Here is a 20073-nt window from a genome sequence, read left to right as displayed (position 1 = left end):
TGACAACCAGTAAATTAACTCGATGCGGTATTTCAGAAAGGAAAAATTATGATCGTTCTCAAATACCCTCCTTACCCATCGCCCTTCTGGTTCCGGGGGGAAAAAGATAAAACGGGTGTGGTTACCGAGGTTGGAACAGTTTATGTGGAAGCAACAAAGGATAACCTGCTGCTGGTGGAGGGCACACTCCCTCCGGTAGGTGCGACTTTGTTTCTTACACCTGACCGGTTCGATATTAAAGCTGAAACTGAGATTGATAGCCGGGCCCGACGAGAGGAACAGGCCAGACAACGTCTGACACGGCAAGAAGAAGAACGACAGCAAAAGGCCGCTCTCGATATGAAGCTGATGCAACAGGCGCAAGAGCGAAACGCTCGTTTGTATCTTCCGGTACGATGGACAAGCGGATTCAAATCGGTGATTTCCGGGCTGACGGAAAACAGTAGCGGTAACGGTATAAACCGGCGAACTGTGATTCACGTGCTTTTACTTGAGGACATACGTGATGGGCGCCTGGTCAGAAATGAAGGGGATTTTCTTTGCACCGCCGCAGGTGGAAGTAACGGCAAGCTTTGGGTTAACCCAGCCACCCATAGTGATGGTGAGTACGGGCCTTACGTATGTGAAATAACGTGTAAGCAGTGTATTAAGGCTGCTCTACGTTGGCAGGATAAAAATAAGGCCGTCCCACCGGAATGTGTTCCGTAGGTATCAGGCGAACCGATCACCACGCTATAGAGAGAGGGGACAGTGAACATGCAAGTTGCTAAAAACAAGTACGCCGTTCTGGACAGTGCGATCATGAAAATACTCGGCAAAGAGCCGGTTCCATTTTCACTGATTATGCTTCCAGACGTAGCTGGTGAGTGTTCCCGACTCGCTGATGAGGAGAGGAATAAGCCGATGCCATTCCGCATTCTTGACCGGCGGTTACAGGCGCTAAGAAAGGCTGGCAAAATTCAGTTCGTGACCGGAAAAGGCTGGGTAAACCCTCTTTCCTGACCACCCGCAATTCGTACTGCATCTTCCTTTTCGTAAAAGGCAACTCTTCGTTGCCTTTCATCCCCCAGAGCTATTCGTCACCTGCCCCCCCAACGATAAAATCAAAGTATCACAAACAATATGTCCCCCATTTAAGCCATTAGAAACACCATGTCCTAGTACAATAGCGGCAACATGGCTAAAGCCGGGGGAAGGAGATCATAATGACGGGTATCGTGCGCATTGAACAACCGGTAGAGCGAATTGAACGTTTCCATTCTCTTCAAGGCGGTCAGTACTGGCGGGCAAATGAAGCCATTGCTGAAGAGAACATTGCCGCTTCCGAAGTACTGCTGATTGAATCGCTGCGTTGGGTCGACAACAAACTGCATACGGTCATTCTGCGCACCCACCCATCAAAACATGGCCAACACATTCGGTTTGAATATACCGATGAATCTGGCCGCACTTGTGGCACTACCCGTAGCTTCACTCAGCACCGCTTTTTGTTTGATGACTTCGTTAACAAATTCACCTTTGCTGCTGACTCGAAAGAAGTCCGCGAAAGTGAAGTGCAGGCCTGCCAGCAGTTGGCTCAGAAGCTGACCGTTGAACTTTCCGAGGCGATGACAAACCCTGAACGCATGAAAGAGATCATTGCGGAACGCCTTGAAAAAGAGCAGACAGAAAAAAGCGAGAACAAACTCAATACTCTACCCGCGACGATTGACCAGTACACAAACCTCGCCACCGGCCCGTTAGAAAATGCGCTGACATCCGGTGTCAATGAGGAAAGCATTAAGGGAATGATGGAAGCGGCTCGGCATGGACATAAACTGGCCGTCATACAATCTGAATGGCTACAAGGTAAGAATAACGAAATTACCAGGGCCGTTCAGGCCGTCGTACCCTATTACCAGGAAATGGCTGCGGCGCAGCTGGCCGCATTCGAAGAGAGCAGGGAGAACGTTGAATCGCTGATGAAAGGGATTGCGTCTCTGGATCTTTTCATCGGCAAAGATGTTGTCGTCAACACGATAATCAAAGGCAATTCAGCCCCGAGCGACATTCCTCTGACATTTGTCCAGAAAAAGCTACTGATGGATGAGGAGCTCGCTGTCTATCTGGATCTGGGAGACTGGTTCGATTTCACCAAAGCAGATTTATTCGACCAGGCACTGCAAAAACACCCGGGCCTAATCGAGCAGATTTTCCCGACCCAACGTTGCGTACTGGTTATGGCCGTCACCAGACGGCACGTCAATTATCAGGATCCGTGGGAGGCTGCGGCCAAAGACTTTCAAAACAGATGTGTCTTCCTGCTGGTACGAGACGGCGAAAATATTTACCAGGTATGCAGCCCGGTTGAATCTCATCTGGGCGCTCATACGCTGTTCCCTGAACGTGACGAGCAGGACGCGCTTTTTCGCGGTTTTGACGGTTCTCGCATCACCTTCCGCGATGTAGCTTACACTGACCGGCTGCGGGCGCATGAAAAGATGGCGCTGCACTATAAACGTTTCCTGATCCTTTGCTGCGGGCTCGACCAGCGTGAGCGCCTGTTTGGCGAATTCTATGATCGCAGTAGTAACATTAATTTCATCTCGATGGACTTCCAGGAGAAATATTGCCGCTTTATTCATGACGCAGATGGAACCGGTCTGTTGAGTGACCCGGAGGCCGATACCAGACCATCGCTGGAGTCCTACATTAAGCAGGCGAACCAGCACCTGCGTTCTGGTTCACGCGTCTTTTGTGAGTGGAGACAGGTCGTTAATCCGGTTACCGCACCCGGGGCAGCTAAGGATGATTCAGGTAACGGCTACCGGGGACATTCATTCACGGTTGATTTCGTTAAAAGCCGTAGTACCAGCGTGGCATACCAGAAGAATGAAGAGATCTACGTTGATGTGCCAGTCGTTCAGCACACCTACAGCCGTAATGCGAAGTCAGACAAACGAGAATTCAATGCCAAGGTATGCCTCTCAAAATTCAGAACCTCTGATAGCCTTGGCTATCTTTGCCTGGACACGGTGAAATCCGCCGATCTCGAATATTACATTCACAACCGGCGTATCCGGGCTAACCATCTTTATTACATCCGGCTCTTCAAAGAACTTGCGGCACTGCTGAAGCTGGAAGAAACGCATGAAGAACAATACCGAAGCAAAATGCTGGCGGCTTTAAACGCCGGGAACATCGGTGACGAAAATGACCGGGTTGCGGCTGTAGATAAAACGATTCAGACGTGGCGCTGCGCAAACCGAGGTGCATCCCTCCAAAGTGGTCTGGAAGATGAGAAGCAATGGAAAGCGCTCCTTGCCATGATGGATTTAATTGCATGGCGAGGTCATGCAAGCATCCCGCAAATTGAATGCTACTGTGAGCAACTTGGAAACTCTCCTCTACGGCTTGTGGTAATGCCAAACGGCAAACTGGGCCTGTATGTAGCCCCACGAGCTGAAGAACGAAACGATGCAGCTGAGAAACACAAATGGGCTATACGTGTGGTATTGAGTCTGACGCGTACCGGTGTGAAAGAGGTATCTCGCTCATGGGCTCTGGTTAACGAACTGAGCGTATCTGAATGCACCCTCAAAGAATGGCCGCTGGTGGATGAGTGGAAAGGGTTAAAGTCTGTATTTGAAAGCTACGACCGGAAACTTAAAGCTCTGGCAGACATTGAACTGGGCCGTGAGACTCTCAAGCGTCTGAATCCCAGCAACCAGGAAGGTCTGAGCGAGCTGGCAGAATTGTGGATTAATGCTTTTGAAGAAATGAACTTCTACCGACCGACTGGCGGGATCGTTCAAAAGCCAGTAATGATGATCCCGATTGGTCTTATTGTCGACCGTGAGGAGTGGTCATACTTATATCTTGGTACACGCGGCTCTGCGGTCGAGTATATCTATCAGAATCTGAATGATAAGGCACTCAAGGCCCGGGTAGCCCACCGTCTGATTTCAAATTACGAGGTCAAAGAGGGTAAGCTCGATAATCTTGCCAATAAGAAAACAAGTCTGGGTCTCTTTTGCACAAAACAGCGCCCGGACATGGCCCCTTTTAGCGCAGACCGAAACATAGAGACATATGGGCCTGATTTCGGCGTTAACCATGCTGTGCTTACGCATATGGTATCGTTTAAATCGCAGATAGCGCTGATTCAGCAAGAGGCAGATCGCGGCTTACACCGTCGCTTCACGATAGCCAGCAACCTGGTCAGTTCAGCCGGGGAGTTGCTTATCGATCAACTGCTCGGCGATGCGGCGCGAGATGCAGATGAGCCGGTAGATATTCTTGAGGTGGTTATTAACCCAGCGCCAACCGGTGAACCAGGGGCGAAGCTGAAGAAGAATGGTGAGACATTCTGGCATAAGCACTGGTGTGATTTGTGTAAGCCAGGAACCGAAGAAAGCCTGGCACTCTCCCACATTCACGCGCCGGATCACGTCATTACGCGGACTTCGTTCAGTTCCAAGGAGGATGCCATCCTCTTCGTACTCAAGACGATGCCGCAGGCCAGAAAATACGAAAAGGATTTCTTCCGCGACAATGATTTCGATGTACCTGATGGGATTATTGAACGGTGGATAGACCGTTAATCATATGCAGTATGAATAAAAAAAAGCCCGCTTTAGTCGTTGCAAGCGGGCTTTTTATTTCTTCGCGTTACAGCTGTGGCATCAATTACAAAACGGAACGGCTTGGTGCCGGGGCGAAGAACGGAGAAAGGGATAGGCACGAGGTGGTGATAATGTTGCTATTCATATGGGGTATGAATAAGAAACAGCCCACTTGCGAGTACTAAGTGGGCCATTGAGGGTCAGGCATAAGACTCAGACAGAGCAGTAGCGGCTTCAAGCGCCGGTTCAAGCGACAGGCTGTTATCGCTGATAACATTCCATCCCTCATTGCCGTAAACAAAATGGACGTAACCTGCACGTTCAGTTTCTTCAGGGCGATAAGCATAGAAGTAGTCTTCATCAGTAGAGAACATGGCTTCAACAATACGTTCTACGTTCGTAGAGCGCTTCAGCACAATCTCTTCTGAGTCGAATACCGAGATGCTATATCCTGCTTCAATCAACCCGGTTGCTGCTGCCCGGGCAATTTCCTGCTCAATACGTTGCCGCTGATCTACGTTCATGCCTGCTGCTCCTCGATGGGAAGTGAAGTCGAACACACGAGAAAGCATGAACTATAGTTCACATTTAATCAATAAAAAAGGGAACTATACTTCACTTATTCTTGGTTTTTTTTAATACTGGTAGTCCTGCAAGCGCATCGTTCCAATGCTGCTCGCGTTCCTCATTACCTGAAATATTACTTATCCATCTTTCGGACTTGCCCCAGCGCTGTGCCAGCGCCTGCCGCGTCCAGCCTTTGCGTTTCATCTCTGCTTTAAATTCATCGCTGGTGGGTTTGTACATAGGTTAATCCACGTGAACTATAATTCACCTGATAGTACGGTAAGGCTGGTTAAGTAACAACGGGATATCGACGGTCATCTTCCGTTCCCGCACACGGGCCAGTGCTCCTGGCTATACTGAGTCAAAAATGCGGAGGACACATTATGTTTGAACGTATAAGCAGGTTTTTCGCTGGCGCAACAAAACAGGAGAGGGCGGAACCGTCAGTCTCTATACCTGAACCTGTTACTCTTGAGGGTGATAACGCGCCATCAGCTATCGAACATGACAGAAAAATAGTCCATGACAGCAGGGTATTTATACATAGGTCTTTAGGCTTTATACTTATGGTATATTCTCCCGAATTATTCAGAAAAGCCATTAATCATGACATATGTCTTGGCTATATATATGGTTATATCATAGCGGCAATAGGTGACGACGAAGAGTTATGTAAAGCATCGGAAAATCGTCGATGGGATGTTGTCGCTGCCTATTATCGAAGTTTATTGGATTATTCAGCTGAAGCTTACTATGAGAAAACTGTAAACGCGATGGATAATTACCACTTCAAACAAGCAAGAAATGTAAGCGTAATGGATTATCACAAAAACAAAATCAATCCTGATGGCGATAATCATCATTTGCGTTTTCTAATGACCGAAATAATTGAAGATAGGGTTGAATAAATACACGTTTCGTCACATGAACGACCTATGGTTTACTGAATATAACGACAACGAACCATAGGCCAGAAAAAATGACACTTCAAAAAGCCAACGAAAAACGTATTGAAAACTTCCTAGCCAAACAAATTCGTCATAACGGTAAGATTTTATCAATGCGTGAATTTATGGATTCACTCATTGCTGACGGCTATAGCCCACGTGCAAAAGCGGAACAGAAAGTAGGACACCCCAGCAGCCGTCAAACCTTTCGCTGGAACAACGAGCAGCAAAGGGAGCACCAGATTAAGCGAGCTCTGGGGGGTACTGTTCTGAAATATTCAATGGTGTCATCTGACGGCTCATTTTATGACATTGAAAAAATTGCCTATGATTACGTCATTGAAAAAATGGGCGGGGTTAACGTTAAGCCGGAAACGATGTGTTTTGCGATTTTCAACAGCCCTTCATCATTGCGGGGCGGGAAGAGAGAGCGCTGTGTAGCTGTCTATAGCCGCACTGTGGCAACAGAGGAACAACGGGTCAGGAGCATGTTATCTACTGACTTCACGCATTATGATCTGGTCTGGTTCGGTGAAGCCACTTCCCAGAAGGAAGCGCTGGAACTAGCCGAGGGATAATATCAATTAGCCACCAAGGAAATAACCGGGGTGGCTTTTTTGTTTTAAACGATTAAAAATAAGCCAAATCACTTCGTCACAAGCATGTGGGTGGTAATATAGACATATAGGCAATCACATTCAACTGGAGGCTAATATGTCAGATTTAATTGCAGCAAGATATGATGAAGTATCAGCTTCCGAGTTTGAAGATGATATGGTTGTCATTGTCATTACCGATGAACAGAGTGAAGATATTGAGGTTATTTCAGACCTTGATGATCTTTTCGTTAATACTGAGGTTGTGGTTATTGATGGTGACGCTTTAGAAGTCGACTATGATAACGCTGGATATTTTTCATCAGAGAATAGCTATGAAGTTTCAGTAGACGATATGTTATTCGACAATACCGTTGGTGAGCAACTTATGGATTGTGGTTTTTTCGGCACTCAAAGCTAATAGATACTCGTTATTTATTATCGCGTCCCAATCGTCATGCAGGTGTGGTTATTTATTTACTGAAAAGCCATGTTTTAAATAACAGGCAACGATAATCTAACAGGAGCGGCTATGAAACTCGAAAACATTAACAAAGAGCAGCAGCTCTATGTTCTTAAATGTGGCTCTATTCTATCAAGCTACGGATTTGATCTCCTGCATACAAAAGCAACCGCCGTAGCTGACTGGATGGACGTTGAAGCACCAGTAGCTGCACTGGGTACAGAAGAACATTTTGAACAATGTGCAGAACTCATGCGGCGCGGGCAGGTATATGCTAACGCTTCCCGGAAATGCTGCCCCGGTAATCTTTCCCCCCAACTAATTGGGCTTGAAGGTTGTCGTGTTAGAGTCACTACCGATGACGGTGAGGAACGCTGTTTCTGGGTTGCAAAAACGACCGGATGGATGCCGGGTCACCTCGAAGTTCCACGCTCGAATACGGCTTATGGCCACCCTGCACAAGCGCATTACAAGTCAGTTCAGACTATTCGATAAGTCACCGGTGCTCCGATTTCGACATGATGCATACCAACCAGACTCACTACTGTTGTCATCGACAAGAATGACAACAGTAGTGAGTATCTATGGCTTATCCTCGGAAAACAGCCCATTATTCATGCCTCCCTCTTCCGGTATGGCATAGCTCACATGGCTTCAGATAAAAATCAAACCGATAAACTCGCCCGCGATATTAAAGACAAGGTTCTCGCCAGGCCTGCTGGCTCATCAGGAGAACCAGTGGAGTACCGGAGTGTCCATGAATTTATGACACTAACCCGCACGGGAACCCCTGCTGATGCCCGCCAGTTCCGGCTGGCTGTTAAAGCTAAGGGAATAGCTATCTGGCCTGATGATGACCCACGCGTAGGGCAGCAATTTGCACGTGACGGCATTCGCTGGGAAGTTCGTCTGAAGACCTTCCGGCCTGAGAGTCAGGATTCATTTGACGATGACCTGGATGAGAAAGTCTCACCAAAACGCTTTGGATATCGCCGGTACGGTGCGATGTCCCGTCCTGATCAGAAGAAATTCAGCGACAGGGTATACTTCAACTGCATGGAGCGGTGTGTCGTCACCGGTGTGAAGACAAAATGCAGGGGAGAAGCAGCACATCTGATTGAGCATCATAAAGCGGGCTCTGACCACTGGAGTAATGGCCTGTGGCTTCGGGCAGACATACATCGGTTATACGACAACGGCCTGTGTGTGATTAATCCCAGCACCCTGACAATCCATTTCCACCCCACTATCCTGGCTAAGGATGACGATCTCATCGCGTATGAAGCTCGGCCAATATTACCGACAAGAAAACCTGTAAACCCTGCCTGGTTAAAATCCCGGTGGGATGAACTTACCTGGCCGAAGTAAGCATCGTGTCTGACAACGGTAGTGAGGCCTAATCATTACCGTTGTCGTAGCAAACGGGCTTCAATGCTTGGCTCATTATCGTTGTCACCAGTCTGGTCAGCTCATAACTATTGCCATCGGCACTGAGATGCCGTCCTGCGCATCGAACTCACATCCATTGTCACTCGATTTTTGAATCTGCCGGGAGTGTAACCAGTGACAATGGTAATGATCACCTTCACATAATTAACGAACCGTTACTACTGGTAAGAGGGTGCATGGTCGACAACGGTAATGACAATTAAGGAAAGTACCTTTCTGTAATGACAACGGTAGTGACTTAATGGTTAACCCTTGTCTGGTTACCGGCAATCAAGTACAGGAACTATGACAATGGTAGTGAGTCATTACCATTGTTATGGCTCATCATACTATCCCTATATACAGCAAGTAGACGGCGTTGCTCACTACCATCGTCATTGGTTGCATGGGTAGCAGAATGTTAGATGACAACAGTAGTGATTCTGGTGCTTCACCATCCGCCTGGTGACAACGGTAATGAGTGATCGAGATCACTATCGTTGTCGCAGCGTTCGGTATGGCTACAACCGGCAAGTTGTGCCTCGACAATGGTTGTGATCCCGCACTCACTTGATTCGTCATCGCCGGAACGACCCCACTGAAATGTACTTGGAAACGATGACAATGGTAGAGACTTGAAAAAATCACATCCATTGTCATTGACCAATCAGGTTAGCTACGACAGCGGTTGGACTCATTTCCATTGTCACCGACAGGCCATGTATTCATACAACGACAACGACAGGGAGTGACGCGGTCACTACCACGGTCATTCATCCCGCCCCTCAAGTACGAGCAGACAGTACGGCGAGTGAATCCTTACCATAGCTACCTGAAAGGCCTGATTAACCTGGAATGCATATGACAACGGTAATGACCAACAGAACTCATTTCCGTTGTCATTGTGCTGGTGGAGCAGTAAGAACTTGGTCTGAATCATGAATGACAACGGTAGTGAGTATTCTTAGTCAATACAGTGGTCATTCAAATGCGCCGGGAGCAAATGACAGCGGTAGTGAGTCAAATCACTCATTACCGTTGTCATTGTGTCATGGGAATCAGCGATAAATCCGTACTGACGATGCCGACAATGGTAGTGAGCGGTATGAGGTCTTCTCCGAGAAGCTGCTCTGGAGAGTTGTCGATGATGACAACAGCAGTGAGCTGCCAAGACTCATTGCCGATGTCATGGTGTCATGGGTATCAGCGATTTGTCTGTACCGGCGATTCCGACAATGGTAGTGAGCGGTGTAAGACCTTCCCTGAGAAGCTGGTCTGGAGAGATGTCGATGATGACAACAGTAGTGAGCTATCTAGTCTCATTACCATTGTCATGAGTGGTCACCCCGCAATGACAACAGTAGTGACCGCGTCACTCAATACCGTTGTCATTAAGCTAAACAGGATTCTCTGACGATGTGCAGGGAGGGAGGGTTCCAGGCCGTCATCTGACAGCCCGGAGGGAATGCTAGCTGGCGGGATTGTTCTTTTTCTGGCTTCTAAGGCTGCGAATGTAGTGAAGTTCTTCAGCTGTTAAGTCATGGATGGTTAACGTTTCATCCCCATCAATGGGCTCATCTGGTGGGCACAATTCACCTTCCAGTGGCTCACCATTATTTTTACCCGACGTGCCATTGTTCTCCTCATCAGCATCACCCTCGCCATCACCATCAGGTGGTGGTTGGATATTGTTCAGATTCAAATCAGGATCGCGTTTGTGGATCTGGAAATAAACCTTCCCATCTTTTTTTACTTCGGTGTACTGAAGGTAACCAATGGATGCCAGCTCCTCCAATGCCTTACGTACTGTGGCGTTCTGGCTGTTGGCACGGGTCTTAAGATTTAATCGGTTCTTAAGTCTCGTTAAGGAGATCGGGATTGGATTTGGTGGAAGTGACTCAATGAACGTGTAAAGCGCCTGTGCGCTCTCTTTTTTCGCCAGTTCCTTGATAGCCTTCAGCTGCATCAAAACCTTGTGGTCGTACTGATACAACTCGAATATCTTAGGGTCTATCTGTAGCTCTACCTGATCAGAGTCCGGGTCAAGCAAGGCAGACTGCACCAGGTGCGTCGTATACACCTTTGACGAGTGGGTGCTGGTGAAGGACAACATCACGGATGCCAGCCTGCGTAACGACGCGTCGATACGCTTACGGGATGCGGTAGAGGAACGATAATTTTCAGGGTTACAGAGCTTCAGAAACTCAGTAAATTTGAGGCTGATCTTATCGTTATCAATCGGATGGTTAGCTAGCGTTCGGATGATTCCCATCCACGTTTTGAAGTCAACAGACATATCGAGGCGCTGACCCACGATCGAGATATTGGTGAAACCCTCGCTCTCCATCAAAGAAAGTGTCTGTAGTTCTTTCGTGGCATCAAAGCCAACAGTTTTGTATTCACGACTCTGACGGCCAACGCTTTTTGGTGATGGCACAAACAACCCAAGGCGCATGAGCGCGATAGACTGAACCGTCCTGCTGCTATTAGGACGTAAAATAATTTCTTTACCTGTCTCTCTCTCTGTTACAGAGAAAGCCCTGGTAACCATCTGGCCTTGCTGCTCAGAATCTTTCTCATTGGTCATAGTGGTTTATCGACTGTATTAATCAACAGATTATTGAATACTATCGCCCAAAGCCCTCAGTGTCACTTAAGGGATCTCTGCGACGATCTCAGATTGTGCATAAGTCCAGGCTAAAAAAACGCCACGACTAAATATAAAACTCTGAAATTCACATAAAAACAAATACATACGTAGTTTATCAACAAAGGATCAATTCCGGTGAAAAAGATCCTTTAAAAAATCACTACCATTGTCGCCGCAATCACTACCGTTGTCAAAAAACTCACTACTACCGTTAAAAAACTCACTACCAATGTCAAAATAATCACTACCGTTGTCACCGATTGGCTTCCAGGCCTTGTGCCGTCTGGCTTCCGAGCTGCGGGGATCTCTTGTGATCTATGGGAACTCGTAAGGTACTAATTATTGGAACTACCTTGTGGAAAATGGGGATAAATTCTCTCTTCGAGTTAAATCAACATCGAATAGCTAAATTGTCGAAAATATGTACGGGCATGAAAGGAAAATGCGTATAGAAAACAGTGGATAAGATTTTAATAATTTTGTTTCATCATACAGGTGATAGATGGTATCTATATGAATTATAATAGAAATATACTCAAAACTCTTTAAGAGTTATACCTTCAGATCACACAATAAAACTCACTACCATTGTCACAAATACTCACTACTAACGTCGAAATAGTCACTACCAATGTCATTTTAATCATTACCAATGTCAAAAAAGTCATTACCATTGTCATAAAATGCCCTTGAGCCCAGTAACCATGCGGCTTGCAGCGTACAGGGATCTCTTTTGTACTCCGTTGCACCTTTGGGATCTCTTTATTGGAACTGTCCTGTGGAAAAGTATCTTTTTTGCCTTCGTCAGCTACTGACTCGGTGCTTTACTGATTGTGTAAACAAAACGATAAGAGGCACTCACATGTACGCAACTGCAAAAGAAATTATCGCAAAGCTGCAAAAAATGAACCCTGACGAAAAGGTGCTAGTCCGTGTCTGGTACAAGTCTGATGTTCAGGAGTTAGCAATAGACCGAAACATGCCGCAGGTTTCAGCTAGCGAAGCTGAGTCGACCTTAGCGTTGATAGACCGAACTCACGATGGTGATATCGGTATCAACTGGGATGTTGTTCAGAGTGGTATTGAGACAGTTCGTAGTGGCCAAATTTAAGCAACCGAGTAACAAGGACGTGACTCAACTAATCCACATATCCACCGGGTAGATCAACAGATCGATCCAGATTAAGACCAAATAGAACCAAAAAGATCCCCGCTCCCGCAAACCCGCAGCTGGTAAGCTCTGAAGACCTGCCCCGGTGGGGTTGAGAGGGAAAAAAGTGAGCTCTGAAGGGCTGTCGGTGGGGTTAGCCTGGTAGCTGGTGGTGTTCAAAGGGAATAACGGTGGGATTGGAAGGGGAAAGGAACTTAATTATCAACATCTGCTGTGCTAATGAAAACATCAAATAAAAACATAATCATACGTAACAAATCTCAAAAATAGGTGATCGGTATTCATTTTTTGTCCACACTGGCAGCAGATCAAAAATTTGATGTCAACGACATTTATCCGATTCATCTCTGAAATAACGTATTGATTTAGTACAAATAAAAACCAATACCCGATAAATGGGGACTAAATGACCCCTATTTCTCATGATCAATAAAAATCACCGTGATACATTCGCCCGGACTGGGCATTCCAAGATACCCGGAAAATAACAATAAAACTGGGGGATCCACACGATGAACTCGAATGAAGTTCTTCTTTTCAAGGACGCTATTCCCGACTTCAATCAGCCGTCGACTGGAAAGCTGACGGTGACAAAAAATTCATCAGTACAACCTGTATCACTGCTCCGCCTGGGCGTTTTTACTCCCAGTTGCCGAACAGAGGCAACGGTCACGCTAAACGTGACGGAAGCGCTATCCAGTCTGGAAATTGCAAAACAGGAAGGGTACACGGACATAAAGATCACCGGCCCGATGCTGAATTATTTCCAGGACTTCCGGTGCTGGACAGCAATCGTCCATTCCTTCAGCGTATCGCCTGATGCGCTGAAAGGTAACCGGATTAAAATGCCCTTTAGTGAATTTGCCAAACTCTGCGGCTACCCATCAAAACGCTACAGCACGAAACTGCGCAATGAGATAGCCGATTCGTTGACGAAGATTCGCTCAAAAAGCATTCGGTTTGAGAAGAACCCGGGGATCACCAAGTTCAAAGTAGCCGGGTTGCTGAAAGAGGCGGAATTTGATGGTGAAAGTGATTACATCATCCTGGAAGCCGACGAACGACTCTGGGATTTGTACCGTTCAGATCATCTTACTCTGTTGCGGAAGAAACCCCTGGAGCTACTTACCAGGAATGAAACGGCTCAGGCGCTCTATACATTTTTTGAAGCGCTACCTCAACATCCAGCCCCGATCACCTTTGACAGACTTCGACAGCGTTTACTGCTCAATGGGCGCATTGCCGAACAGAACCGGAAAATGCGAACTGCTCTCGATGTGCTTGCCAGCATCGGTTACCTGAAATTTTACTACCTGGTGGACACCAGCGTACCCACCATTCAGATCACGGATCGGAATCCCAAACTAACAGGTTCCTGATGTTTGAAACGTCTTTTTGCCCGGTTCCGGGAATGTGCTGTCTCATTCCCACCGGTCAAAAACACTAAGTTGACGTTTCCCTCTCAAACCCACCCGTGATTTTGTAGTCGCTAAAGGATAAATAGTCCCATTTACATCTGAAAAGCTGATGGGGCGCGTCAGGCCTCTATTGAATACAACTTGTATTACCATGAAAAATAAAGAAAATAACACTCCTCTTTATAATTACTGCTGTTCGCCTAATCCCAAAAAGATACTTTTTTAATCTGCACAGTTTTTATCGCCGGTGGGAACGAGAGGGAAGGGGAAAATATACCCGGTGGGATTGAGAGGGAAGGCCTGTAGAAAACAACCCGACAATCTTTTGTCGGCTGGAATGACCAGGGTAAATTAAGTTCTGGAGGATAGTTATGACTTCGACATTTGGTAAGCAGCTGAAGCTTTATGCAGACCGGCAAACGGGCGCAAAACGTACTGCTCTTGATTTTCAATATGTGGTTTCGCCTGGTAAGGATGCGTTTCCCACGGTGAACATCACTATGGCTCCGATTGCTGATGGCGCAAAAGAAGCCCAATGGGAGCTTAAGCGCGTCATCCAGCTGAATCGCTATGAATTAACTCAATGTTGCGCGGTATTGTTCGGGCTGGAAAAGGAGATGAGGGCAAACTTTCACGGAACCGATAAAAACAAAGGTTTTACGCTCATCAACAATGGTGCATCCGGCTGCGGGATAAACTTTTCTCATGGTGGGGATATGCTGACGCATATGTTGAACCATGCCCAAAGAATGGAAGTAGGGGCATTTATTCTGAAACGGCAGGCGGATGCGTGGGATATGAGTGTCAGTGACGTTCTTGCACTTTTGCGTCAGTCCGTGGCCATCAAACGGGCATAAGATCACGAAGCAGGTTCAAGAACAGGCTTACCGTACAACAATTTTCAAATCCAAACTGACCCTACTTAACTTCAACTGGAAGGCGCTATGACAGAACATCAGCAGAATAGAAATGTTTGTGAAGTCGGGTTAGCCTGTGAAGCCATGACGATTGATCCCAAAACCATTCAGTCAGCAGTAATGCGTAAAGAAGCCACGCAAGTTGTTATTCCTCACTTTAAGGGGGTTTGTCCTGCTTTTGTCGAATGGGCTGAACAATGCTTACCTGGCGATAAACTTCCTCGTGGGAAATTTTTTAGGTCACGAGAATGGATGCGTCAGTTCACCACTTGCCAGATAAACTACAAGACAGATCATCCAGATGAAGGAAAGTATGGATGGCTTTTTGAAGGAACCAAATATTGAAAAGTTAAGGAGATATGATTAATGCTAATTTATGCCGCAGATCTGATTTTACCCTTAAAAATTCTGCTGGTGGTATTTGTCGTGACTATCATAGGCGCTACCATCGGGTTGAAATTTGTACGCTCCGAAAACAAGATCGTTTGCATGTGGCTCGTGCCAATAGGCTGTCTTGGGGGAATTTTTGCATTGATGATGTTTCCATCAATTACCACAAATGATTTGTTGCTCGGCAAGAGATGGTCGGAAGATTGTCGCGTGGTCGAAAAATACGAACGCCACGCTTTTGAAGCACCGACGAACCGGCTGATTTGTTCGGGGGTTGATGAGCATGTTAATTCAGAAAGTTATGCGGTATTAACGAAAGCTTACCGGGAGCGGGGGGGAGAACTTATTTCGGGATCCCATAGTGTTGAAAACTAGCCTTCAAATCTAATGCTACGGAGTTTTCATGAATAATAATCACAATGTTTTTCCTTGCAATGAATTGGGTATGGGTGATTCCAAATCGGAATTGGAAAGACTCCTTGAATTATGTGAATCCACTCCGCAAACAGGCGAGCCTAACCCCCAGATAGCTAATATGCAAGCATTTTGGAATCGATAACTGGTGGCTCATCTCATATCACTGGCTTCAATTTTTGCTCTCATATTCTTAATGGCCGTAAATTTTCCACACTCAACGATGCAGAGATAAAACAGCTAACATCTCTTCGCAATGAGGGGCGAAAAGACGGTTTTGTGGTCAGAATTCAACCTGTTGATGTAACCCCTGAACTTCAGCTTGAAAGGTATCTTGCGTCAAGTTGGGAAAGCGAAATCGAGATTTATAAACGCGTACCGTCGATTGTCGTGATCTGTAAAATCTCAGGTCTGTCTGCATTGGCAGGCTCGGGGAACAAAATGTTTTTAAATATGGATTACTTAAGTTGCGGAACTGAAACTGATGATCAGGATTGCCAGGATTAAGTCACTGATTGGCGGTTGCAACGAGCTTTGGGTTTGTTAGACTGGCCTGACATACCTTCCCCCATCGCGGGGTGCGTTGTCGGAGTATCAAAATATTGTTTTCCCCTATGCGGGGTTTAATTAGTGAGTAGCGACTGCCCGGGTTAGCGCCTGACCCGTGTCAGACTTCTGAAGGATATTTTGATATTAACCGTCCAGCTGGACGGTTTTTTTTCGTCTGTTTTTAATTTGGATAGTGGTATGGGTAGAAAAAAACAATCAAACCGCAGTGTATCAGCGCCAGCTGTTGATGCTGAAAAAGAAATTATCGACCCGAGATGGAACATCTTTTTCTTTGCGGCAATTGACCGACCGTGGGTGCTTAACCCGCATCTTTTTTACGCTGAACAAGCGCAGGAACGTTTGCTGTCGCAGTTCAGTGATGTGGAGATCAGGAGTGAAGCGACAAAGAAAGGCGAGTCATTTATAGAGTCAGCTGGAGACTGGTTCAATCCTGATTACCACGACGAAAGTGACGTATACGAGAATATTGAACAGATTGAAGCTTGCCACTGGGTTGCGTTGCGGGAAATGAAGGTCACGGTCACGCTTTCCCTGACCGCTGGGATGTACCACCAGTTTGACAAGGCATTACGAGATCTGCTTATCCGGGAGGCCAGAAGCTGGCGGTGGCTCGACATGGTTGTGATATCAGATTTGATCTGGAACCTCAGTTTTCCGAGGCTTATGGATTTGATGGAATGGCTGGGTATTGAAGTACGAAACATGCCATGTTTCCCGTTAATCAGTGCATGTCATCAGGTTGTCAACGTTTATAAACATGGAGATGGTGATGCCCACCAGAAACTGGTTAATGCTCACCCGGAGTACTACTCAGTATGGCAATGCGAAGGTTATCCGCAAGAGAGACCAGCTCGCCACGAAGAACTTGAAGTTTCCGAGGAACAGTTTAGAGAATTTGCCGAGGCGATAACGGTGTTCTGGAAGAGTCTGCCGGAAGGACTATCTTATTCGGGGATGGGAAAAGAGCCTAAGTGGTTTGGCAAGGCTTATGAAAAAGTGAAGTGCGACAAAGAAAAACGCGAGCGTAAAGCGGAAGAATAGTGGGGCACTCTAGCCCCACCGAAACAAAAGGAGAGTCAGACAGCCGGTGACGGTTGCCAGCCTGATTGAGTCTGGATCCATTTGCCTACGGAAATCATGTCGTAACCACCGTTCCCGTAGGACGACTTCACTTCTTCTATTTCGACTGGAACCGCCAGCTCGATGGGGCGGAACCAGCCATCATCACCGACTGTATACCGGCCTTCATGTTCCTTGCTCATTTCGCAGACCCGGCTGGGTGGAAGCCAGAAACCTTCATTTGCTCTTTCGGATGCGATACGAATAGCTTCATCCACGGAAGCGACTTCCCGGATGTGTTCGTTATGCGCGTTTGACATTTTGATCAGAAATGACTTCATAGAACCATTTTCCTCAGCTTAGGCCGGTAACGTTAATCGTCGGGGCGGTCGGTAATATTCCGGCGATAGTGTCCTCATATTGTACTCTGGCATGATGCATAACAGAAATTTGAGAGCGCGGGATTGAGAGGCGAAGTAGTTTGATGATAATCGCTGCGGGTGTACTATCAGCCTGATTCCTGGACTGAAGCCGAACGTCCAGCCGTGGTAAAACTGGTGAACGATGTTAACCTGGCATCGAGATATCGAGACCGTAACCATCTGACTGAATAAGGAGCTTTTATGCCGAATGGGAGAGTGATTTTTAACAAAAGAGGCCGATGGGACTGGCTTGATAGCGGTTGTGATATAGATGAGGATGAATTAAAGCAGGAAGAGTGGTTTGTTGGCGATATGTATTATCCGCCAGACTTTGAATACGATACGTCAATGCATGATCACCAGATTACAGAGTGGTTGTCTAAACCTGAAGAGCTGGTGCGGTATGAGCGAGGGCGTTAACTCAATTTGCTTATCTGAACTGGCTACATGATCTTTCAGCGTGGCCATTTCGGTTCTTCACATTTCCCTGACTCCCTCCTGACAGAACCGACTATTTCATCCATGAACCGCAAGAGCGGTAACTAAATGCCATATCGTGTGGCAGAGTGGTTTGCTCCAGTACCCGTCAAAATAGTCCAACATACAAAAACAGGGTAGCCTGCCCCGGGCTTCACCCGGGCCAGGCTACCCGGAGTCGAACCGTTAACCCGGAGTCGTGGGTGAGTAACGTCGAGTGCCCGCCTGAATTCCGTGCGGCCACCAGCATTGGCTTCACCTTTTTCCGACCGACACTTTCGTGCTGGTTTGCGGCCGCATCTTCGCCGGGCCGGAACACCCTGCATTTTGTGCCGGTGGCCATCACCGGTATTAGGATAAAGGGAAGAATATCGGTGATGGATTCCGGGATAATCGCCGGGAAAACCCGGGCAGAATTCACGTAAATCACCCTCTATTAGTCCAACATACAAATAAACTTCCCCTTTCTGCCCCTGCGCTTCGCTTGGGGCAGAAAGGGGAGCCGTACCTGAAACCTCCGTGTCGTTTTCAGGATCGGGCCCGTGCCCGGGGTAACCATTCTGCCCAGGCCCACCATTTTAAAAAGAAACCGCCGTGCCCGGTCTGGCCATTTCCCCCGCCTGCGGCAACCGGGCCGTGCCGGTCTTTCCGTCCGGTTCCTGCAAACCCCACATAGGGACTCCGGTCGCTGGATGAGCCATGCGAGAAAATATGAGAAAAAGAGAGAAAAAAAGAGAAAAAAAAGAGGGGCCGGGGGCGCGAGGGTTTCAGTGGGTATAAAGGTCAAGGGCGCTTTGCAGGGTGGACGCGGGGGTGTTGACCCTGATCGCATTTGTATGTTGGACTAATTTTGCATATATGAAGACAAGAAAAGACGCGCTGCCGACAGAGCAGGTATACTCTCGCCATCAAATGTGCGGCCAGCGGCGGGGGATAGGTAACGACCGCAGGCCTCCGCGACCGGTATCAATGATGATGATGCCCTGCCAGGTAAAGAGTAGTGACGACGAAAGTGAAGGTGAAGAAAACCCGGGCCGAACGTAAGCAGCATAGCCGGGACATGCAGGCCAAACATGAAGCGGAAAAAAAGGCCGCTAACCTGCGTAATATTCTAAAGAGAGACATTCTGGCCACGCTGGGTATCCCTAAAAATCACGGTGGGCGGGCAGCTCTTTCTACATTCATCACCGAGCACTTACTGAAGGGTGAGAGTCAGGTTCAGATTGTTGCCATGCTAACCGGCAGCGAATTGATGAAGCGGGCACAGCTTGCCGAAATCGAGCGCCTGAAGAAGATCACGGAACTGGCCAATCAAACCCGCAGAAACGAGATCACCAACCGGGCGTTTGAGCGCCTGGGTATCACAACCCGGCATCCAATGGGCGATTTAGTGCTGAGCATGGTGCGCGAACTGGCAAACCAGAATTTAAATACCGGTGAGATAGTAGAACGCCTGAATGATAACGAAACCGTACTGGAATCGCGCCGCCTGCACAAAGAGAAGCGAGCGGATCTTGAACGTCAGATTGATGAAGGTATTGCCGAGCGCAAAAAGACCCGTGTTGATATGCGGGAAGTGCTCGCCTACATGGGGTCGGTTCCGGCTGAGGGCGAAATGACACCCTAAGCTTTCGGTTCCTTGGGCCAAAGATATTCGCCAGTCAGTAGAATGTGCGCCCAGCCCAATGGGGATATGTGGGGAAGAAATTCAGGGGGAACATCCAACCCTTCGTTCCGCCGCTCCGTGACGGCATGACCAAGATGGACGGTATTCCAGTAAATGATCACCGCAGTCAATAAATTGAGCCCAGCGATTCGGTAGTGCTGCCCCTCTGTCGTGCGATCGCGAATTTCCCCCTGCCTCCCGATACGGAGCGCATTTTTGAGCGCATGGTGGGCCTCTCCCTTGTTAAGACCGATCTGAGCACGCCGCTGCATGTCCGTATCCAGGATCCACTCAATAATGAAAAGGGTCCGTTC

Annotated in this window: 23 protein-coding genes; 18 read left to right on the top strand and 5 right to left on the bottom strand. The window is 47.5% G+C overall.

Annotated features, from left to right (window positions below; genetic code table 11):
• Positions 1-48 precede the first annotated feature (48 nt).
• From HMPREF1144_RS01750 to HMPREF1144_RS01740, 3 genes are all read left to right on the top strand, one after another.
• Positions 49-708 carry a hypothetical protein gene (locus tag HMPREF1144_RS01750; protein ID WP_008786574.1) on the top strand — a complete coding sequence of 220 codons (660 nt, stop codon included), beginning with the start codon at positions 49-51 and terminating at the stop codon, positions 706-708.
• Positions 709-756: 48 nt separating this feature from the next.
• Complete coding sequence (locus HMPREF1144_RS01745; RefSeq protein WP_007372330.1) at positions 757-1002, top strand: hypothetical protein; 246 nt, start codon at positions 757-759, stop codon at positions 1000-1002.
• A 203-nt stretch (positions 1003-1205) separates the two neighbouring features.
• Complete coding sequence (locus HMPREF1144_RS01740) at positions 1206-4583, top strand: hypothetical protein (RefSeq protein WP_007372331.1); 3378 nt, start codon at positions 1206-1208, stop codon at positions 4581-4583.
• Between the two features lie 221 nt (positions 4584-4804).
• On the opposite strand, the gene HMPREF1144_RS01730 is transcribed toward HMPREF1144_RS01740, so the two are convergent.
• Both HMPREF1144_RS01730 and HMPREF1144_RS01725 read right to left on the bottom strand, forming a co-directional pair.
• Complete coding sequence (locus HMPREF1144_RS01730) at positions 4805-5128, bottom strand: hypothetical protein (protein WP_007372332.1); 324 nt, start codon at positions 5126-5128, stop codon at positions 4805-4807.
• A 91-nt stretch (positions 5129-5219) separates the two neighbouring features.
• Positions 5220-5411 carry a hypothetical protein gene (locus HMPREF1144_RS01725; RefSeq protein ID WP_007372333.1) on the bottom strand — a complete coding sequence of 64 codons (192 nt, stop codon included), beginning with the start codon at positions 5409-5411 and terminating at the stop codon, positions 5220-5222.
• A gap of 143 nt (positions 5412-5554) precedes the next feature.
• Between HMPREF1144_RS01725 and HMPREF1144_RS01720 the strand changes: the two genes are divergently transcribed.
• The 5 genes from HMPREF1144_RS01720 to HMPREF1144_RS01700 all read left to right on the top strand — a co-directional run bounded on the left by HMPREF1144_RS01720 (position 5555) and on the right by HMPREF1144_RS01700 (position 8545).
• Positions 5555-6079: a hypothetical protein gene (locus tag HMPREF1144_RS01720; RefSeq protein WP_016241551.1), complete on the top strand. Its 525-nt coding sequence runs from the start codon at positions 5555-5557 to the stop codon at positions 6077-6079.
• A gap of 71 nt (positions 6080-6150) precedes the next feature.
• A complete protein-coding gene (locus HMPREF1144_RS01715) occupies positions 6151-6696 on the top strand; it encodes a hypothetical protein (protein ID WP_007372335.1) in 546 nt (181 codons plus the stop codon).
• A gap of 136 nt (positions 6697-6832) precedes the next feature.
• Positions 6833-7135, top strand: a complete 303-nt coding sequence (locus tag HMPREF1144_RS01710) for a hypothetical protein (RefSeq protein ID WP_007372336.1) — start codon at positions 6833-6835, stop codon at positions 7133-7135.
• 111 nt (positions 7136-7246) lie between these two features.
• Positions 7247-7672, top strand: coding sequence for a hypothetical protein (locus HMPREF1144_RS01705; protein WP_016241550.1), 426 nt, complete (start codon positions 7247-7249; stop codon positions 7670-7672).
• Positions 7673-7825: 153 nt separating this feature from the next.
• Positions 7826-8545, top strand: a complete 720-nt coding sequence (locus HMPREF1144_RS01700; RefSeq protein WP_007372337.1) for an HNH endonuclease signature motif containing protein — start codon at positions 7826-7828, stop codon at positions 8543-8545.
• 1528 nt (positions 8546-10073) lie between these two features.
• Here the strand turns inward: HMPREF1144_RS01700 and HMPREF1144_RS01690 are convergent.
• Positions 10074-11192, bottom strand: a complete 1119-nt coding sequence (locus HMPREF1144_RS01690) for a RepB family plasmid replication initiator protein (protein ID WP_016241547.1) — start codon at positions 11190-11192, stop codon at positions 10074-10076.
• A gap of 925 nt (positions 11193-12117) precedes the next feature.
• Here HMPREF1144_RS01690 and HMPREF1144_RS01685 point away from each other — a divergent pair.
• The 7 genes from HMPREF1144_RS01685 to HMPREF1144_RS01660 all read left to right on the top strand — a co-directional run bounded on the left by HMPREF1144_RS01685 (position 12118) and on the right by HMPREF1144_RS01660 (position 17176).
• The gene (locus HMPREF1144_RS01685) at positions 12118-12366 is read left to right on the top strand and encodes a hypothetical protein (protein WP_016241546.1); all 249 of its coding nucleotides are present in this window, start codon (positions 12118-12120) and stop codon (positions 12364-12366) included.
• Positions 12367-12938: 572 nt separating this feature from the next.
• Positions 12939-13805, top strand: a complete 867-nt coding sequence (locus HMPREF1144_RS01680) for a RepB family plasmid replication initiator protein (protein ID WP_008786567.1) — start codon at positions 12939-12941, stop codon at positions 13803-13805.
• A gap of 410 nt (positions 13806-14215) precedes the next feature.
• The gene (locus HMPREF1144_RS01675) at positions 14216-14701 is read left to right on the top strand and encodes a hypothetical protein (protein ID WP_007372340.1); all 486 of its coding nucleotides are present in this window, start codon (positions 14216-14218) and stop codon (positions 14699-14701) included.
• Between the two features lie 87 nt (positions 14702-14788).
• On the top strand, positions 14789-15106 hold the full coding sequence (locus HMPREF1144_RS01670) for a hypothetical protein (protein WP_009651680.1): 318 nt from the start codon (positions 14789-14791) through the stop codon (positions 15104-15106).
• A gap of 21 nt (positions 15107-15127) precedes the next feature.
• A complete protein-coding gene (locus HMPREF1144_RS01665) occupies positions 15128-15526 on the top strand; it encodes a hypothetical protein (RefSeq protein WP_016241545.1) in 399 nt (132 codons plus the stop codon).
• A 171-nt stretch (positions 15527-15697) separates the two neighbouring features.
• Positions 15698-16072: a hypothetical protein gene (locus HMPREF1144_RS33430; protein WP_223226822.1), complete on the top strand. Its 375-nt coding sequence runs from the start codon at positions 15698-15700 to the stop codon at positions 16070-16072.
• A gap of 180 nt (positions 16073-16252) precedes the next feature.
• A complete protein-coding gene (locus tag HMPREF1144_RS01660; protein ID WP_007372342.1) occupies positions 16253-17176 on the top strand; it encodes a hypothetical protein in 924 nt (307 codons plus the stop codon).
• A 35-nt stretch (positions 17177-17211) separates the two neighbouring features.
• Here the strand turns inward: HMPREF1144_RS01660 and HMPREF1144_RS01655 are convergent, their stop codons facing one another.
• Entirely contained in the window at positions 17212-17535 is a 324-nt protein-coding gene (locus HMPREF1144_RS01655) for a hypothetical protein (protein WP_007372343.1), read from the bottom strand.
• A gap of 282 nt (positions 17536-17817) precedes the next feature.
• On the opposite strand from HMPREF1144_RS01655, the gene HMPREF1144_RS01650 reads away from it, so the two are divergent.
• The 3 genes from HMPREF1144_RS01650 (at position 17818) to HMPREF1144_RS01640 (ending at position 19720) form a co-directional block, all read left to right on the top strand.
• Positions 17818-18036, top strand: a complete 219-nt coding sequence (locus HMPREF1144_RS01650) for a hypothetical protein (RefSeq protein ID WP_007372345.1) — start codon at positions 17818-17820, stop codon at positions 18034-18036.
• A 260-nt stretch (positions 18037-18296) separates the two neighbouring features.
• Positions 18297-18518 carry a hypothetical protein gene (locus HMPREF1144_RS30835; protein WP_007372346.1) on the top strand — a complete coding sequence of 74 codons (222 nt, stop codon included), beginning with the start codon at positions 18297-18299 and terminating at the stop codon, positions 18516-18518.
• A gap of 575 nt (positions 18519-19093) precedes the next feature.
• Positions 19094-19720, top strand: a complete 627-nt coding sequence (locus tag HMPREF1144_RS01640; protein ID WP_009651679.1) for a hypothetical protein — start codon at positions 19094-19096, stop codon at positions 19718-19720.
• On the opposite strand, the gene HMPREF1144_RS01635 is transcribed toward HMPREF1144_RS01640, so the two are convergent.
• Positions 19717-20073: Tn3 family transposase (locus tag HMPREF1144_RS01635; protein WP_042926792.1), on the bottom strand; the 357-nt coding region annotated here is incomplete at its 5' end. The two genes, HMPREF1144_RS01640 and HMPREF1144_RS01635, sit on opposite strands and share 4 nt — an antisense overlap.

This window comes from Klebsiella sp. OBRC7, from assembly GCF_000293135.1.
GTDB lineage: Bacteria > Pseudomonadota > Gammaproteobacteria > Enterobacterales > Enterobacteriaceae > Klebsiella > Klebsiella michiganensis.
Note: the sequence above shows the minus strand (reverse complement) of the source record. Positions and strands in the feature narration are given on the sequence as shown.

Coding starts and splice junctions, on each gene's coding strand:
- HMPREF1144_RS01720 (WP_016241551.1), top strand. CDS start 5,555: ATGTTTGAACGTATAAGCAGGTTTTTCGCTGGCGCAACAAAACAGGAG.
- HMPREF1144_RS01690 (WP_016241547.1), bottom strand. CDS start 11,192: ATGACCAATGAGAAAGATTCTGAGCAGCAAGGCCAGATGGTTACCAGG.
- HMPREF1144_RS01725 (WP_007372333.1), bottom strand. CDS start 5,411: ATGTACAAACCCACCAGCGATGAATTTAAAGCAGAGATGAAACGCAAA.
- HMPREF1144_RS01655 (WP_007372343.1), bottom strand. CDS start 17,535: ATGAAGTCATTTCTGATCAAAATGTCAAACGCGCATAACGAACACATC.
- HMPREF1144_RS01685 (WP_016241546.1), top strand. CDS start 12,118: ATGTACGCAACTGCAAAAGAAATTATCGCAAAGCTGCAAAAAATGAAC.
- HMPREF1144_RS01680 (WP_008786567.1), top strand. CDS start 12,939: ATGAACTCGAATGAAGTTCTTCTTTTCAAGGACGCTATTCCCGACTTC.
- HMPREF1144_RS01730 (WP_007372332.1), bottom strand. CDS start 5,128: ATGAACGTAGATCAGCGGCAACGTATTGAGCAGGAAATTGCCCGGGCA.
- HMPREF1144_RS01650 (WP_007372345.1), top strand. CDS start 17,818: ATGCCGAATGGGAGAGTGATTTTTAACAAAAGAGGCCGATGGGACTGG.
- HMPREF1144_RS01670 (WP_009651680.1), top strand. CDS start 14,789: ATGACAGAACATCAGCAGAATAGAAATGTTTGTGAAGTCGGGTTAGCC.
- HMPREF1144_RS01740 (WP_007372331.1), top strand. CDS start 1,206: ATGACGGGTATCGTGCGCATTGAACAACCGGTAGAGCGAATTGAACGT.
- HMPREF1144_RS01745 (WP_007372330.1), top strand. CDS start 757: ATGCAAGTTGCTAAAAACAAGTACGCCGTTCTGGACAGTGCGATCATG.
- HMPREF1144_RS01665 (WP_016241545.1), top strand. CDS start 15,128: ATGCTAATTTATGCCGCAGATCTGATTTTACCCTTAAAAATTCTGCTG.
- HMPREF1144_RS01750 (WP_008786574.1), top strand. CDS start 49: ATGATCGTTCTCAAATACCCTCCTTACCCATCGCCCTTCTGGTTCCGG.
- HMPREF1144_RS01705 (WP_016241550.1), top strand. CDS start 7,247: ATGAAACTCGAAAACATTAACAAAGAGCAGCAGCTCTATGTTCTTAAA.
- HMPREF1144_RS01710 (WP_007372336.1), top strand. CDS start 6,833: ATGTCAGATTTAATTGCAGCAAGATATGATGAAGTATCAGCTTCCGAG.
- HMPREF1144_RS01715 (WP_007372335.1), top strand. CDS start 6,151: ATGACACTTCAAAAAGCCAACGAAAAACGTATTGAAAACTTCCTAGCC.
- HMPREF1144_RS01700 (WP_007372337.1), top strand. CDS start 7,826: ATGGCTTCAGATAAAAATCAAACCGATAAACTCGCCCGCGATATTAAA.
- HMPREF1144_RS01675 (WP_007372340.1), top strand. CDS start 14,216: ATGACTTCGACATTTGGTAAGCAGCTGAAGCTTTATGCAGACCGGCAA.